The organism is Variovorax sp. W1I1 (assembly GCF_030815625.1).
Lineage (GTDB): Bacteria > Pseudomonadota > Gammaproteobacteria > Burkholderiales > Burkholderiaceae_C > Variovorax > Variovorax paradoxus_C.
The window spans coordinates 962,486-977,743 of sequence record NZ_JAUSWZ010000001.1 but is presented as its reverse complement, the minus strand read 5'-3'; the positions used below and the strand labels follow the sequence as shown (position 1 = coordinate 977,743).

The window sequence follows — 15,258 nt, the reverse complement described above, 5'->3', positions numbered from 1 at the left end:
GATGGCTGCCCGGTCCGCCAGCTACATGGACCGCGCGATCAACACCATTGAATGGCTCGCCGCCATCTTCGTGGGGATCGTTGCGCTCAACATCTTCGTGGCCGTGGTGCTGCGCAAGTTCTTCGACACCTCGATCCCCGATGCCTACGACTTCGGCCGCATGCTGCTCGGCATCCTGATCTTCTGGGGCATCGCGGCCACCAGCTATCGGGGTGGCCACATCACGGTGGACCTGGTGTGGACCGCGGCGGGACCGCGCATGAAGCGGGTGATCGACGTGTTCGCCACGCTCGTTCTGTTGTTCGTGGTGGCGGTGCAGACCGCGATGCTGTTCGACAAGGTGCGCGGCACCTACGTCGACAACGTGCTGACCTACGACATGAACATCCCGACGTGGCCGTTCTATGCGGTGGCTTGGTTCGGCGACGTGTGTGCGGTGCTGCTGATCGCGATCCGCACCTACCGGCTGATCTTCCATCCCGAGCAACTCGAAGAAGTTCACGCTGAACAGAAGGCGGACGAATGAGCCCCGATGCAGTTGCCATCCTGGGCTTTGTCGCCCTCTTCGTCTTGATGCTGTTGCGCGTGCCGGTCGGCATGGCGATGGGCCTCGTCGGCGTTGTCGGCTACAGCTACCTCGTGGGTCCCGGGCCCGCGCTGAAGCTGGTCGGCCAGACCTCCATGCGCACCGTGACCGACTACACCTTCGGCGTGATCCCGATGTTCATGCTGATGGGCGCGCTGGTGTCGGTGTCGGGCGTGAGCCGCGAACTCTTCAAGGCCGCCAACTCGATGATCGGCCACCTGCGCGGCGGCCTCGGCGTGGCCACCGTGGTGGCCTGCGGCGGGTTCGCGGCGATCTGCGGCTCGTCGGTGGCCACGGCGGCCACGTTCTCGGCGGTGGCGTATCCGGAGATGCGTCGCTTCAACTACCCGCAGTCGTTCTCCACCGGCGTGATTGCAGCGGGCGGAACGCTGGGCGCGATATTGCCGCCCTCGACGGTGCTCGCGGTCTACGCCATCCTCACGCAGCAGGACATCGGCAAGCTCTTCATGGCGGGCATCGTGCCGGGCATCCTGGCGATGGCGATGTATGTGTTGACCATTGCGATCATCGTGAAGCTCAGGCCCGACTGGCTGCCCGGCGGCGAGGTGAAGCCGTGGTCGGAGCGCTTCAAGGACCTGCGCAACGTGTGGGCGCCGCTGGTGTTGTTCGTGTTCGTGATCGGCGGGCTCTACGGCGGCTTCTTCACGCCGACCGAAGCGGGCGGCGTGGGCGCGAGCGGTGCGTTCATCCTCGGGCTCGTGCGGCGCAAGCTCGACGGCCCGAAGATCCGCGAGGCGCTGCTCTCTGCCACGCGCACGGCGGCGGCGGTGTTCACGGTGCTGATCGGCGCGCTCTTGTTCGGCTACTTCCTCACCATCACGCAAAGCCCGCAGAAGCTCACCGAATTCCTCACCGGCCTGGGCATCGGCCGCTACGGCGTGCTCGCGCTCATCATGGTGATGTACCTGGTGCTCGGCTGCCTGATGGACGCGATGGCGATGATCATCCTCACGGTGCCCATCATCTTTCCGGTGATCGTGCACCTGGGGTTCGATCCCATCTGGTTCGGCGTGATCATCGTCATGACGGTGGAGCTGGGGCTCATCCATCCACCGGTGGGGATGAACGTCTTCGTCATCAAGAGCGTGGTGAAGGACGTGAGCTTCACCACCATCTTCAAGGGCGTGCTGCCGTTCATCGTGACGGACATCGTGCGCCTGGTGATCCTGATCGCCTTCCCGGTCATCGCGCTGTGGCTGCCGACGAGAATGGGCTGATGAGCACACACAAGGAAATCGTCTACACCGCACGCGTCGAGTTCGGCGACTGCGACCCGGCCGGCATCGTCTGGTTTCCCAACTTCTTTCGCTGGATCGATGCGGCATCGCGGCATTTCTTCGCCGGCTGCGGCGTGCCGCGCTGGGAGGAAACCACGAAGACGATCGGTGTGATCGGCACGCCGCTGGTCGACACGCACACGCGCTTCGTGAAGGCCGCGAGCTACGGCGACACGCTGGAGATTGCGGTACGCATCACCGAGTGGCGCGACAAGAGCTTTGTGCAGACCTACCGCGTGACGCGCGGCGAAGACCTGATCCTCGAATGCGAAGAGGTACGGATCTTCGCGGCGAAGCGCGAAGGCGGAGGCATCCGTGCGGTGCCGATTCCGCCGAGCATTCGGGCGCTCTGCGAATAGCCGCTCAGCGGGTCTTGGCCTGGAGCTTCGCGAGCAGGCCGTCGACGCCGCGATCAATCAGGTCGAAGGCTTCGACGAAGGCCTGCCGGCCGCCGTACCAAGGGTCGGGCACATCGCCTTCGTCGTCCTCGGAGAAGTCCGTGAGCAGGTGCACCTTGTGGGCGGTGCCCGCAGGTGCGAGGCGTCGCAGCGCGGCGCAATGCTGCGCCGTCATGCCGACGATCCAGTCGAAGCGCTCGAAGTCGCGGCTACGAACCTGGCGCGCGCAATGGGCGTGCATCTCGATGCCGCGCCGGCGCGCCTCGGCAACCGAGCGTGGATCGGGTGGGTTGCCGCGCTCCTCGTCGGAGATGGCGGCGCTGTCGACGTCGACGGGCACGCCTGCGCGACGAGCCTTGTGCAACAGGAGCGCGTGCGCGGTGGGAGACCTGCAGATATTGCCGGTACAGATGAACAGAATGGCGGGTTGGGTCATCGAATTGAAAGCCTGTTGAAAGGTTGGAACGCAGGCCGAGGCGAAATCGCAACAGCGAGGCGATAACGACCCTGCTGGCATTGCAGGACAAGCCCAAAAAGGTTGACGCTCATTGTGACGCGGTGCAACAATCCTGCATCTTTACTTCGGAGCCCCGTGCGTGGACAGTGCCAGTTGGATCAGTGACAAGAAGACGCGTGCCTCGGCAGGCGTGACACATCCGGCCCTCTAGCACAGGCTCTCTCGCGCTGTGGCCGCCGTGCACGCAGCGTGACCCGTTCGCCAATCAGGCCAGCGGTTCTCCCCTTCCGAAATCCGTCGTTCTCCGTCACTGACTTGTTCAGTCAGCTTGCGTGTCCGTGCGCGAGGCCCTTCCACACGAAGGAGCCTTGTCATGCGTCAATTTCAAACTCGTCAGCAGCAGCAGCATCAGCAGCCGATGCAGCAACCCGTTCGCCCGTCGGCGCACGAGCCTGCGCGCGCGGTGACGGCGCAGGACGTCGAGAACGAAACGCTGGACCGGGCCGCCGCGCTCTGGACCACGCGGCGCATCCGCAGCTTCTTCCTGCTGCTCGATCAGCCACTGCGCGCAGCGCAGCGCTGAACCCCGCAGCACACACGAAGGAGGCCTTCCATGGACCCAGCCCCTCATCGGCGCCCCCGCGCGCCCCACCTGTTCCTGTCGATTGCAACAACAGCGCAGCGCGCCGTGCTGCGGAGAGACTCGCACGTCTGATTGAGTGACGCGTGGGCGTTCTTCTCCTGCCCGGCCTGCGCCGCGAAGGAGAAAAAAATGAAGAACGTCCTGAAGTCCTTTTTCGAGAGCTTCCTGCGCAGCCGCCACATGCTGCATCACTTCGAGCGCTGGCAGACGCTGCTGGGCTCCAAGCCGGTCGGGGTGAGCTCGGTTGCAATGCCGCCCGACATCGCGAAGGCGCTGGCCGCTGCATCGCGCACCGACGCCGGCGAGATGCTCGTCATCCTCGACAGCTCGCCGCGCGGCCTCAGCGAAGGCCACGCGCAGGTGCTGCGCAAGCGCCTGGGCAGCAACGAGGTGCGCCACGAGCAGCCGCTGCCGTGGTGGACGCATCTGTGGCAGTGCTACCGCAACCCCTTCAACCTGCTGCTCACGGTACTGGCGCTGATCTCGTACGTGACCGAGGACATGAAGGCCGCGCTGGTCATCAGCAGCATGGTGGTGCTCTCGACGGTGCTGCGCTTCCTGCAGGAGTCGCGTTCCAACAAGGCTGCCGACCGCCTCAAGGCGATGGTGAGCAACACGGCCACGGTGCTGCGGCCCGCGCCGGGTCGCAAGGCAGGCGCCGCGGGCGACGAGGGCTTCGACGCCACGCACGCGGGCACGGTGCGCGTCGAGGTGCCGATGCGCGACCTCGTGCCGGGCGACGTGATCGCGCTCTCGGCCGGCGACATGATTCCGGCGGACTGCCGGCTGCTCGCGGCCAAGGACCTCTTCATCAGCCAGTCCGCGCTGACGGGCGAGGCGATGCCGGTCGAGAAATTCTCCATCGACCGCGGCGACCACGAGGCCGGCGTGCTGGAGCGCGAGAACCTGCTCTTCATGGGCACCAACGTGATCAGCGGCACCGCCACCGCACTCATCGTTCACACCGGCGACCGCACCTTCTTCGGCGCCCTTGCGCAGCGCGTGACCGCCACCGACCGCGGCACCAGCGCCTTCCAGGCCGGCATCAACCGCGTGAGCTGGGTGCTGATCCGCTTCATGCTGGTGATGGCGCCGCTGGTGCTGGTGATCAACGGCGTGGCCAAGGGCGATTGGTGGGAAGCGGCGCTGTTCGCGCTGTCGATCGCGGTCGGCCTCACACCCGAGATGCTGCCGATGATCGTGACCGCCACGCTCGCCAAGGGCGCGGTCGTGATGTCGCGCCAGAAGGTGATCGTGAAAAGGCTCGAAGCGATTCACAACTTCGGCGCGATGGACGTGCTGTGCACCGACAAGACCGGCACGCTGACGCAGGACCGCATCGTGCTGGAGCGCCACACCAACGCATGGGGCGAGGGCTCCAACCATGTGCTGCAGCTCGCCTACCTGAACAGCTTTCACCAGACGGGCCTGAAGAACCTGCTCGACAAGGCGGTGCTGAACCACGCCGAGATGCAGCCTGAGACACGGCTGCAGACGGCCTACCGCAAGATCGACGAAGTGCCCTTCGACTTCTCGCGCCGCCGCATGTCGGTGGTGGTGGAGAACGGCGGCAGCGAGCACCTGCTGATCTGCAAGGGTGCGCTGGAAGAGATCCTGTCGGTGTGCACGTCGGTCGAGCGCGGCGCCGAGGTGCTGGCGCTCGATGCCGAACTGCTCGCGCGCATCCACAGCGTCGCTTCGGAGCTGAACAAGCAGGGCCTGCGCGTGGTGGCGGTGGCGAGCCGCACGCTGGGCGCCGAAGCACGCAAGGCCGCCTACAGCGTGGCCGATGAATCGGAGCTCACGCTGCTGGGCTACGTGGCCTTTCTCGATCCGCCGAAGGAATCGACCGCGCCCGCGCTGCGCGCGCTGGCCGAGCACGGCGTGGCGGTGAAGGTGCTGACGGGCGACAACGAACTGGTCACGCGCAAGGTCTGCGGCGACGTGGGCATCGAGGCCGGCCACATCGTGCTCGGCCGCGAGATCGAGGACCTGCGCGACGACGAGTTGCGCGTGCTGGTCGAAAAGCACCAGGTGTTCGCCAAGCTCACGCCCGCGCACAAGGAACGCATCGTGCACGCGCTGCATGCCAACGGGCACGTGGTGGGCTTCATGGGCGACGGCATCAACGACGCACCGGCACTGCGTGCAGCGGACATCGGCATCTCGGTAGACGGCGCGGTGGACGTGGCCAAGGAATCGGCCGACATCATCCTGCTGGAGAAGAGCCTGATGGTGCTGGAGCAAGGCGTGGTCGAAGGCCGCCGCACGTTCGCCAATATGCTCAAGTACATCAAGCTCACCGCGAGCTCGAACTTCGGCAATGTGTTCTCGGTGCTGGTGGCAAGCGCGTTCCTGCCTTTCCTGCCGATGCTGCCGCTCCATTTGCTGGTGCAGAACCTGCTGTACGACGTGTCGCAGATCGCGATTCCTTTCGACAACGTGGACGAGGAATTCCTCAAGTCGCCGCAGCAATGGAACCCGGCGGACCTCGGGCGCTTCATGGTGTTCTTCGGGCCACTGAGCTCGGTGTTCGACATCCTGACCTACACGGTGATGTGGTACGTGTTCTCGGCCAACACGGTGGAGCACCAGACGCTGTTCCAGTCGGGCTGGTTCATCGAGGGGCTGCTGTCGCAGACGCTCATCGTCCACCTGATCCGTACCCGCAAGATCCCGTTCCTGCAAAGCCGCGCGGCCTGGCCGCTGCTGGCGATGGGTGCGGCGATTGCGGCTGTGGGCATCTGGCTGCCGATGGGGCCGCTCGCGCACTACTTCAAGCTGCAGGCGCTGCCGCTGGCTTACTTCCCGTGGCTTGTGGCGATGCTGGTGGGATATGCGGTGCTGACGCAGACCGTCAAGGGCTGGTATGCGCGGCGGTATGGGTGGCAGTGAGGGCTGAGTTGTTTTTGTTCAGGGCGGGTGCACAGGCCACCGGGTACTCCCCTCCGCGAATGTCCTCCGGGCTTCGCCCTCCCCCTTGATTTCGCTGCGGGGAGCACCCGATGCCCTGCGCACTTGGGCACGCTCTGAGCGAACAGCCGATCAACGACCGCTCTGAAAGCGCTCGCGCTGATGGCGGGCTCTGTTTCGCGAAATCAAGGAGGAGGCGAAGCCGGGGGACATTCGCGAAACAGAGCCCACCGTCGGCGGGAGTGCTGCCCTGAACAAAGCTACACGCAGATGACACCCAAGCCCCGCACACTGGCGCGAAACATCGAAAGACACATCGGATGCAAGCCATTCAAAACTTCAACCTGCCCTCGCTGCTCGACACCTTCGTCAGCGTGGCGGTCGCCTTCACGCTCGGCTCGCTGATCGGCCTGGAGCGCCAGATACGCCAGCGCGCCGCGGGCCTGCGCACCAATACGCTGGTGGCGGTGGGTGCTGCTGTGTTCGTGGACATGGCGAACCGGCTGCATGGCCACGATGGGGCCGTGCATGTGGCGGCCTACGTGGTCTCCGGCATCGGCTTCCTGGGCGCAGGCGCGATCATGAAAGAGGGCACCAACATCACGGGCCTGAACACGGCGGCCACGCTGTGGGGGTCGGCGGCGGTCGGCGCCTGCGCGGGCGCGGACCTGATCGGCGAAGCGATGATTGCCGCGATGTTCGTGCTGGCGAGCAACACGCTGCTGCTGCCGGTGGTGAACCGCATCAACCGCCGGCCGATCAATGAAGAATCGAGCGAGGCGACCTACACGGTGCGGGTGATCTGCTCGCGCGCAGCACGGCCCGAGGTGATGGACCAGCTGCTGCTCCTGCTCGAAGCCGCGAACTACCCGGTGCGCGATGTCGACCAGCACGCCTTCGGGCCGGCCGACACGGAGATCGAAGCAACGCTGTATGCCACCGCGGTCGAGCCGTTGGAGCTCGACCAGGTGATCACGGAACTCGAAGCGCTGAGCGGCGTCCAGCAAGCCTTCTGGAACGCCAGCGCAGACGACTGATCAGACGCCGAGGATCGAAACAGCCTTGGTGTTCAGGTAAGCCTCGAGCGCTTCCGGGCCGCCTTCCGAGCCGTAGCCCGAATCCTTCACGCCGCCGAACGGCATTTCGGGCGACGGGGTGGCGGGCTGGTTGATCCACAGCATGCCGAGTTCGAGCTTCTGGCTCAGCAGGTGCGCGCTCTTGATCGACTTGGTGAAGGCGTAGCCGGCCAGGCCGAACGGCAAGCGGTTGGCTTCGGCAATCGCTTCTTCGAGCGTGTCGAAACCGCGGATCGCGGCGATGGGGCCGAAGGGTTCGTTGTTGAACACGTCGGCGTCCAGCGGCACGTCGGTCAGCACGGTGGGAGCGAAGAAGTTGCCCGAGTCGCCGACGCGTTCGCCGCCGGCCGCCACGGTGGCGCCCTTCTTGCGCGCGTCTTCCAGAACGTAGGCCATCGCGGTGAGGCGGCGTGCGTTGGCGAGCGGGCCGATGGTCGTGCCTTCGGCAAGGCCGTCGCCGAGCTTCAGGCCTTCGGTGTACTTGACCAGCGTGCGAGCGAACTCTTCGCGCAGGCTGTTGTGCACCAGGAAGCGGGTCGGCGAAATGCAGACCTGGCCCGCGTTGCGGAACTTGGCGGCACCGGCGGCCTTGACGGCCAGGGCAACGTCGGCGTCTTCCGCGACGATCACCGGGGCGTGGCCGCCCAGTTCCATCGTGACGCGCTTCATGTGCGAGCCGGCCAGTGCGGCCAGTTGCTTGCCGACCGGGGTCGAGCCGGTGAAGGTGACCTTGCGGATGATCGGGTGGGCGATGAGGTAGTTCGAGATTTCAGCGGGGTTGCCGAACACGAGGCCCACGGTGCCGGGCGGGATGCCGGCATCGACGAAAGCCTGCAGCAGCGCGGCGGGCGATGCCGGAGTTTCTTCGGGTGCCTTCACCAGGAACGAGCAGCCGGTGGCGAGGGCGGCGCCGAGCTTGCGCACGATCTGGTTGATCGGGAAATTCCACGGCGTGAAAGCGGCGACGGGGCCGAGCGGCTCCTTCAGCACGAGCTGCTGCGCGGCCAGATTGCGCGAGGGCACGATGCGGCCGTAGACGCGGCGGCCTTCGTCGGCGAACCATTCGATGATGTCGGCGGCAGCCAGGGTCTCGCCCTTGGCTTCGGCGAGCGGCTTGCCCTGTTCTTGCGTGAGCAGCTTGGCGATGTCGCCAGCGCGTTCGCGGATGAGGCCGGCGGCGCGGCGCATGACGGCGGCGCGCTCGTTGGCGGGGGTGTTGCGCCATTTGTCGAAGCCGCGCTGGGCGGCGGCCAGGGCGCGGTCCAGGTCGGCGATGCTGGCATGCGCCACCTTGCCGATGACTTTGCCGGTGGCGGGGTTCACGACGTCCAGCGTCTTGCCGCCGGTGGCGTCGACCCATTCGTTGTCGATCAGCAGGCGGGTGTCGGTGTAGGTGGCGGTCATGACGAGCTTTTCCTTCGAGGACTGGATGATGAAAAGGGGAAATCTGGGTGCGCGACGCGGCACCTTTGGGAGGTGCGCATGCGACAGTGGCGGCAAATTGCCGCCGGGTGCGTAGATTAACCCGAGTTAACAGTCTTCGCCGGGGCTCACAAATCGCCCTTTTGCCCCTTTACAGGATCAAAAGCGCGCGGAAATCGTTGACGTTGGTGTTCGTCGGCCCCGTCACGAACAGGTCGCCGACGGCGTCGAAATAGCCGTAGGCGTCGTTGCGGTCGAGGTGGTCCGACAGCTTTTTCCCAGCAGCCGTGGCGCGCGCCAGGGTGTCGGGCGTGACGAAGGCGCCAGCGTTGTCTTCCACGCCGTCGATGCCGTCGGTGTCGGCGGCCAGCGCCCACACGTCCGGCACGCCCATGAGCGCACCGGCCAGCCCCATGCAGAACTCGCCGGCCCGCCCGCCGCGGCCCTTGGCCTGGCCCGGCTGGCGGGGACGGATGGTGACCGTGGTCTCGCCGCCCGAAAGGATGACGCAGGGCCGAGCGAACGGCTGGCCGCGTTGGGCCGCGGCGCGCGCCAGTGCGGCATGCACCTTGCCGACTTCGCGCGATTCGCCTTCGATCTCGTCGCTGAGGATGTGCGCCTCGATGCCGGCTTCGCGCGACGCCTGGGCCGCCGCTTCGAGCGACTGCTGGGGCGTGGCGATCATGTGGGTCTCGTGGCCGGCGAAGGCCTCGTCGTTCGGCTTGGGCGTTTCGAGTTCGCCACTTTGCAGTTGCGTCCGCACGGGTGCGGGCACTTCGATGCCGTAGCGGTCGAGGATGGCGAGCGCCTCGGCGCAGGTGGTCGCATCGGGCACCGTGGGGCCGCTCGCGATGACGGCGGGGTCGTCGCCCGGCACGTCGCTGATGGTGAGCGTCACGACGCGCGCCGGCGCGCAGGCCGCCGCGAGCCGGCCGCCCTTGATGCGCGACAAATGCTTGCGCACGCAGTTCATCTCGCCGATGTGCGCGCCGCTGTCGAGCAGTTGCTTGTTGATGCGCTGCTTGTCGGCCAGCGTGAGGCCTTCGGCGGGCAGCACCAGCAGCGACGAGCCGCCGCCCGAAATCAGGCACAGCACGAGGTCGTCGGCCGTGAGCCCCTGCGTGAGCGCGAGGATGCGCTCGGCCGCCTGCTGCCCGGCCGCGTCGGGCACGGGGTGCGCGGCCTCGACGAGTTCGATGCGCTGCGGCACGCCTTCGGGGCGCGGCGGAATGTGGTCGTAGCGCGTGACGACGAGGCCCGAGAGGGGCGCATCCGCCGGCCAAAGGGCTTCGAGCGCCTGCACCATCGAGCCGCCGGCCTTGCCGGCGCCCAGCACCACGGTGCGCCCCTTGGGCGGCTTGGGCAGGTGGGCGCCCAGCGTGGACAGCGGCAGCGCGCGGTCCACCGCCACGCGGTACAGGTGTTCGAGGAAGGCGCGGGGTGCTTCGCGCGGATCGGGCGCGGGCCCGAAGGACGGGGTCGATGCGGTCATGGCTTGCTTTGTCTCCATCCGGCAATTGTGCGGGGAGCGGTGGGCCCGCTCTCTTGACCGCGGTCTATCTAGTTCGTCTTAATTCGTCTTTGCGCCTGCCTGGAACCAGCGGCTGATCAACGCGCGTTCTTCATCGGTAATGCCGGTTGCGTTGTTCATCGGCATGATCTTCGTGACCACCACCTGCTGGTAGATCGCCTGCGCATGCGCCGCGACCTGATCGGGCGAATCGACGCGCACGTTCTTCATCTGCACGGCCGCGCCGTGGCACATGAAGCAGCGTTGCTCGAGCACCTTCTGCACGTCGGCATAGGCGACGGCAGGCGCCGCTGCGGCAGCCACGGGAGCGGCGGCCGGCTCGGGCTTCATCCAGACGATCGTGAGGCCCAGCACCACGATGCCGACCAGCGCATACGGCAGCGGGTTGCCCGCGTTGCCGAGCTTGAAGCGGTGGCGCACCACGAAGAACTGCCGAATGGCCGCGCCGCCGAGCATGATGAGCAGCAGAACGATCCAGTTGTACTTGTGCGTGTAGGTGAAGCTGTAGTGGTTGCTCAGCATCGCGAACAGCACGGGCAGCGTGAAGTAGGTGTTGTGCACGCTGCGCTGCTTGCCGCGCTGGCCGTGCACCGGATCGACCGGCTTGCCCTCGCGCAGCGCCGCCACGTTCTTGCGCTGGCCGGGGATGATCCAGAAGAACACGTTGCCGCTCATCGTGGTGGCCATCATGGCGCCCACGAGCAGGAAGGCCGCGCGGCCCGCGAACCACTGGCAGGCCAGCCAGGTCGCGAAAACGATGAAGATCGCGATCAGCACGCCGACGATGGTGTCGCCGTTCTTGCGGCGGCCGAACACCTGGCAGATGCCGTCGTAGACCATCCAGAACACGACGAAGAAAGCCAGCGCCACGGCGATGGCGGCGCCCGGCTGCCAGTCCATCTTCGACTTGTCGATGAGGTAGGTGCTCGCGTTCCACAGGTACGACATGGTGAAGAGCGTGAACCCGGTGATCCAGGTGGAGTAGCTCTCCCAGTACGACCAGTGCAGGTGGTCCGGCAGCTTCTTGGGCGCCAGCGCGTACTTCTGCATGTTGTAGAAGCCGCCGCCGTGCACGGCCCACTGCTCGCCGCCCACGCCCTTGTCGAGCGACTCGGGGTCCTGCGGCTTCTCGAGGCTGTTGTCCAGCATCACGAAGTAGAAGGAGGCGCCGATCCAGGCGATGGCGGTGATGACGTGGACCCAGCGCAGCAGCAGGTTGGCCCAGTCGAGGTAGTAGCTTTCCATTGGGTGCTCTCTCAACCCGGTCGGCGCGTGAGGACGCCGAGACGGGGTTTCAGCCTGCTCACCACTGCGGGCGCTGTAAGCAGAGAAAGTGCCGCGAACGCAGGCTCCATGAAATGGGCCTCGCTCCGCTGCGGCTTGTTGTGGACCGAAAGTGTATACAGTTTTGGCAAGGGTCGGGTTGGTTTTTTGCAGCGTCGCCGCCGGGAAAACCCTGTTCAGCCCAGCGATTGCAACAACTGTGCCGCCACCGCGACGGCGATCACCTCGGGCTCCTTGCCGGTGATGCCGGGTACGCCGATCGGGCAGGTGATGCGGGCCAGTTCGTCGGCCGTGAAGCCGCGCGCTTCGAGCCGGTGGCTGAAGGTGGCCCACTTGGTCTTGCTGCCGATGAGTCCGATGTAGGGCAGGTCGTTGCGCGTGCGCAGGCGCTTGAGGCACGCGATGACGATGTCGAGGTCTTCGGCATGGCTGAAGCTCATGATCAGCACGCGACTGCCCGGTGCGAGCGCGGCGACGGCGTCCTGCACGGGCTCGGAATGCTCGGTGTCGATCTGCGCAGGGAGTTCGTCGGGGAACACGCCGTCGCGGCTGTCGATCCAGCGCACCGAAAACGGCAGCGCGGCGAGCAGCCGCGCGAGTGCGGCGCCCACGTGGCCGCCGCCGAACAGCGCCACAGGCTTGAGTTGCGCGACCAGTTCACGCTGCAATGCGGACGCATCCGCTGCAGTGATCCGCTGGTACGACAGGAACATCACGCCGCCGCAGCACTGGCCCAAGCTGGGGCCGAGTGGATAGCGCTGGATGCCGTCGATGGCGCGCTTGCCCGCGAGCAGTTCGCGCGCTTCCTGCGTCGCCTGGAACTCGAGCTGCCCGCCGCCGATGGTGGCCGTGAGCGCGTCGGCCCACACTGCCATCCACGTGCCCGCCTCGCGCGGCGCCGAGCCCTGCGTGGACTCGACGCGGACCAGTACAGCGTCTTCGGTGCGAAGACGCGCCAGCAATTGATCGACCACACCGCTCATTGCCGATACCTTCGGTTGCCGGGCCCGCAAGGACTCACGGTATAAACCCGGCGATGAATGCCCAGCTTACGCCGCGCCGCCTTGCACTGGCGGCATCCGTTCTTTCGTGCGCCTTCTGGCTCGCCGGCTGCGGCAGCCCCGGGGCCGTGCCCGGTCAATTGAGCAGTGCCAAAGGCGGTGCGTCCGGCGCCGTGCCGCGCGCATCGAATGCGGCCACCGCGCGCGACTATCGGCGTGATGCGGCGCGCCACGTGTACGACCTCAACCGGTCGCGCATCTACAGCGGGCAACTGCCGCCCATCCTCTATGCCGTCGGCACCTTGCAGGTGAACCTCGATACGGGCGGCAAGGTCGTCTCGATGCACTGGCTGCGCGCGCCGCAGCATGCGCCCGAAGTCATCGCCGAGATCGAACGCGCCGTGCTGCAGGCCGCGCCCTTCCCGGCCGCCACGCGGCTCGGCGCAGTGACGTGGACGGACACCTGGCTCTGGGACAAGAGCGGCCGATTCCAGCTCGACACGCTCACCGAAGGTCAGCAACAAGGCGACTGACCTCAGGAGCCGCGGTACGTGGAGTAGCTCCACGGGCTGACCAAGAGCGGCACGTGGTAGTGCTGGTCGGTGTGCGCCACACCGAAATCCAGCGACACCTTGTTGAGGAAATTGGGCTCGGGCAGCTTCACGCCGCGCGCCTTGAAGTAACCCGCCACGTCGAACACCAGCCGGTAGGTGCCGACCTTGATCGAGTGGTTGTCGTAGAGCGGCCCGTCGCTGCGGCCGTCCGAATTCAGCGTGAAGCGCTTCACCAGCGTCGCGGCATCGCCGTCGGTGGTGTACAGCGCCACGTCCATGCCGGCTGCGGGGCCGCCGTGCATCGTGTCAAGTACGTGAGTGCTCAAGCCCATGGGGCGCTCCTTCAAAGATCGAGAAAGATCGAGCGAGGGGCTCGAATCGGGTGCGGGAAATTCCGGTGGACAAAAGTGTATACAGTTACCGGCTTTGGGTCTATCATGAAAAACATGGAGTCCTCCACCACCCGTTCGATCGTCGATGCCCTCACGAAGGCCATCGTCGAGCATCGCCTGCAGCCCGGCACCAAGCTCGCCGAGCAGAAGCTGGCCGATCATTTCGGTGTCTCGCGCACGCTGGTGCGGCAGGCGCTGTTCCAGCTCTCGCAGAACAAGCTGATCCGCCTCGAGCCGGCACGCGGCGCCTTCGTGGCCGCACCGGCGGTGGACGAAGCCAAGCAGGTGTTCGCCGTGCGCCGCATGCTCGAAGCCGAGATGACGCGCGAGTTCGTGCGCACCGTCACGCCGGCCAAGATCAAGGCGCTGAAGGAACACGTCGCGCTCGAGAAGTCCGCCGTGTCGGGCGAAGACATTTCGGGTCGCACCGAGCTGCTCGGCGACTTCCATGTGCGCATGGCCGAGCTCATGGGCAACCAAGTGCTCGCGCAGATCCTGGGCGAACTCATCTCGCGCTGCGCCCTCATCACGCTCATGTACCAGAGCGCGAGCGCGGCCGAGCATTCCAACGACGAGCACGCCGACATCGTGAAGGCGCTGGCCGCCCGCGACGAAGAGCGCGCCGTGCGCCTCATGACCGAACACCTGGAACACGTCGAGGCCAACCTGACCTTCGACCGCAAGGTTCCGACCAACGACATCGCTCTCGCACTGTCCTGAAAAGCCCTTGACCTCATGACCGTCTACGACACCACCCTGCCCTACCCGCGCGACCTCGTCGGCTACGGCCGCAACCCGCCGCATGCCCAGTGGCCGGGCGGCGCGCGCATCGCGGTGCAATTCGTCCTCAACTACGAAGAGGGCGGCGAGAACGCGACGCTGCACGGCGACGCAGGCTCCGAGCAGTTCCTCTCCGAGATGTTCAATCCGGCCAGCTTTCCAGACCGCCACATCAGCATGGAAGGCATCTACGAATACGGCTCGCGCGCAGGCGTCTGGCGCATCCTGCGCGAGTTCGAAAAGCGTGGCCTGCCGCTCACCGTGTTCGGCGTCGGCATGGCGCTGGAGCGCTACCCCGAGCTCACGGCCGCCTTCAAGGAACTGGGCCACGAAATCGCCTGCCACGGCTGGCGCTGGATCCACTACCAGAACCTCGATGAAGCCACCGAGCGCGAGCACATGCGCCTGGGCATGGAAGCCATCGAAAAGCTCACCGGCGAGCGCGCGCTCGGCTGGTACACCGGCCGCGACAGCCCGCGCACCCGGCGCCTCGTGGCCGACTACGGCGGCTTCGAATACGACAGCGACTACTACGGCGACGACCTGCCCTTCTGGATGAAGGTGCAGAAGACCGACGGTACGGTCGTGCCGCAGCTCATCGTGCCCTACACGCTCGACGTGAACGACATGCGCTTCGCATTGCCCCAGGGCTACTCGCACGCCGACCCGTTCTTCCAGTACATGAAGGACACCTTCGATGCGCTCTACGCCGAAGGCGACGCGAACGGCGACAACAGCCCCAAGATGATGAGCATCGGCATGCACTGCCGCCTGCTCGGGCGGCCCGGCCGCATCACCGCGCTGCAGCGCTTTCTCGACCACATCGCTCAGCACGACCGCGTGTGGGTCTGCCGGCGCGTGGACATCGCGCGGCATTGGAAGCAGGCGCACCCCTTCACATCGGCCGTCACAGGAAGCTGACC

General features: G+C 66.3%; 15 protein-coding genes. 9 read left to right on the top strand and 6 right to left on the bottom strand.

The genetic code is table 11. The annotated features are described in order from the left end of the window. The first annotated feature begins 1 nt into the window (after position 1). From QFZ83_RS04705 to QFZ83_RS04695, 3 genes are read left to right on the top strand one after another with little or no spacing between them, the layout of a single operon-like run. A complete protein-coding gene (locus tag QFZ83_RS04705; protein WP_253278335.1) occupies positions 2–526 on the top strand; it encodes a TRAP transporter small permease in 525 nt (174 codons plus the stop codon). Further along, positions 523–1,824, top strand: coding sequence for a TRAP transporter large permease (locus QFZ83_RS04700; protein ID WP_013542904.1), 1,302 nt, complete (start codon positions 523–525; stop codon positions 1,822–1,824). The genes QFZ83_RS04705 and QFZ83_RS04700 overlap by 4 nt, the downstream gene beginning before the upstream one ends. Beyond that, positions 1,824–2,243, top strand: a complete 420-nt coding sequence (locus QFZ83_RS04695; protein WP_307503205.1) for a thioesterase family protein — start codon at positions 1,824–1,826, stop codon at positions 2,241–2,243. The genes QFZ83_RS04700 and QFZ83_RS04695 overlap by 1 nt, the downstream gene beginning before the upstream one ends. A gap of 4 nt (positions 2,244–2,247) precedes the next feature. Here QFZ83_RS04695 and QFZ83_RS04690 read toward each other — a convergent pair whose 3' ends face one another. Continuing rightward, entirely contained in the window at positions 2,248–2,718 is a 471-nt protein-coding gene (locus QFZ83_RS04690) for a low molecular weight protein-tyrosine-phosphatase (RefSeq protein WP_307503202.1), read from the bottom strand. Between the two features lie 394 nt (positions 2,719–3,112). Here QFZ83_RS04690 and QFZ83_RS04685 point away from each other — a divergent pair, with 394 nt between their 5' ends. The 3 genes from QFZ83_RS04685 to QFZ83_RS04675 all read left to right on the top strand — a co-directional run bounded on the left by QFZ83_RS04685 (position 3,113) and on the right by QFZ83_RS04675 (position 7,332). Then, positions 3,113–3,322, top strand: coding sequence for a hypothetical protein (locus tag QFZ83_RS04685; protein WP_307503199.1), 210 nt, complete (start codon positions 3,113–3,115; stop codon positions 3,320–3,322). Positions 3,323–3,511: 189 nt separating this feature from the next. Then, positions 3,512–6,277 (top strand): magnesium-translocating P-type ATPase, encoded by a 2,766-nt coding sequence (mgtA, locus tag QFZ83_RS04680; protein ID WP_307503196.1) that lies wholly within the window; start codon positions 3,512–3,514, stop codon positions 6,275–6,277. A gap of 338 nt (positions 6,278–6,615) precedes the next feature. Then, the gene (locus QFZ83_RS04675; protein WP_307503193.1) at positions 6,616–7,332 is read left to right on the top strand and encodes an MgtC/SapB family protein; all 717 of its coding nucleotides are present in this window, start codon (positions 6,616–6,618) and stop codon (positions 7,330–7,332) included. Here the strand turns inward: QFZ83_RS04675 and QFZ83_RS04670 are convergent, their stop codons facing one another. The 4 genes from QFZ83_RS04670 to xdhC all read right to left on the bottom strand — a co-directional run bounded on the left by QFZ83_RS04670 (position 7,333) and on the right by xdhC (position 12,591). Beyond that, the gene (locus QFZ83_RS04670) at positions 7,333–8,775 is read right to left on the bottom strand and encodes an NAD-dependent succinate-semialdehyde dehydrogenase (RefSeq protein WP_013542910.1); all 1,443 of its coding nucleotides are present in this window, start codon (positions 8,773–8,775) and stop codon (positions 7,333–7,335) included. A 169-nt stretch (positions 8,776–8,944) separates the two neighbouring features. Next, positions 8,945–10,285: a glycerate kinase gene (locus QFZ83_RS04665; RefSeq protein WP_307503190.1), complete on the bottom strand. Its 1,341-nt coding sequence runs from the start codon at positions 10,283–10,285 to the stop codon at positions 8,945–8,947. A 78-nt stretch (positions 10,286–10,363) separates the two neighbouring features. Continuing rightward, positions 10,364–11,569, bottom strand: coding sequence for a urate hydroxylase PuuD (locus QFZ83_RS04660; RefSeq protein ID WP_307503187.1), 1,206 nt, complete (start codon positions 11,567–11,569; stop codon positions 10,364–10,366). 215 nt (positions 11,570–11,784) lie between these two features. After that, positions 11,785–12,591, bottom strand: a complete 807-nt coding sequence (gene xdhC / locus QFZ83_RS04655) for a xanthine dehydrogenase accessory protein XdhC (RefSeq protein ID WP_307503185.1) — start codon at positions 12,589–12,591, stop codon at positions 11,785–11,787. A gap of 53 nt (positions 12,592–12,644) precedes the next feature. Here xdhC and QFZ83_RS04650 point away from each other — a divergent pair, with 53 nt between their 5' ends. After that, positions 12,645–13,142: a hypothetical protein gene (locus QFZ83_RS04650; RefSeq protein ID WP_307503183.1), complete on the top strand. Its 498-nt coding sequence runs from the start codon at positions 12,645–12,647 to the stop codon at positions 13,140–13,142. Positions 13,143–13,144: 2 nt separating this feature from the next. On the opposite strand, the gene uraH is transcribed toward QFZ83_RS04650, so the two are convergent. Next, a complete protein-coding gene (gene uraH, locus QFZ83_RS04645) occupies positions 13,145–13,495 on the bottom strand; it encodes a hydroxyisourate hydrolase (RefSeq protein ID WP_307503182.1) in 351 nt (116 codons plus the stop codon). A 105-nt stretch (positions 13,496–13,600) separates the two neighbouring features. On the opposite strand from uraH, the gene QFZ83_RS04640 reads away from it, so the two are divergent. Next, positions 13,601–14,275 (top strand): GntR family transcriptional regulator, encoded by a 675-nt coding sequence (locus tag QFZ83_RS04640; protein ID WP_013542916.1) that lies wholly within the window; start codon positions 13,601–13,603, stop codon positions 14,273–14,275. Positions 14,276–14,290: 15 nt separating this feature from the next. Then, complete coding sequence (gene puuE / locus QFZ83_RS04635; protein ID WP_257861357.1) at positions 14,291–15,256, top strand: allantoinase PuuE; 966 nt, start codon at positions 14,291–14,293, stop codon at positions 15,254–15,256. Positions 15,257–15,258 lie beyond the last annotated feature (2 nt).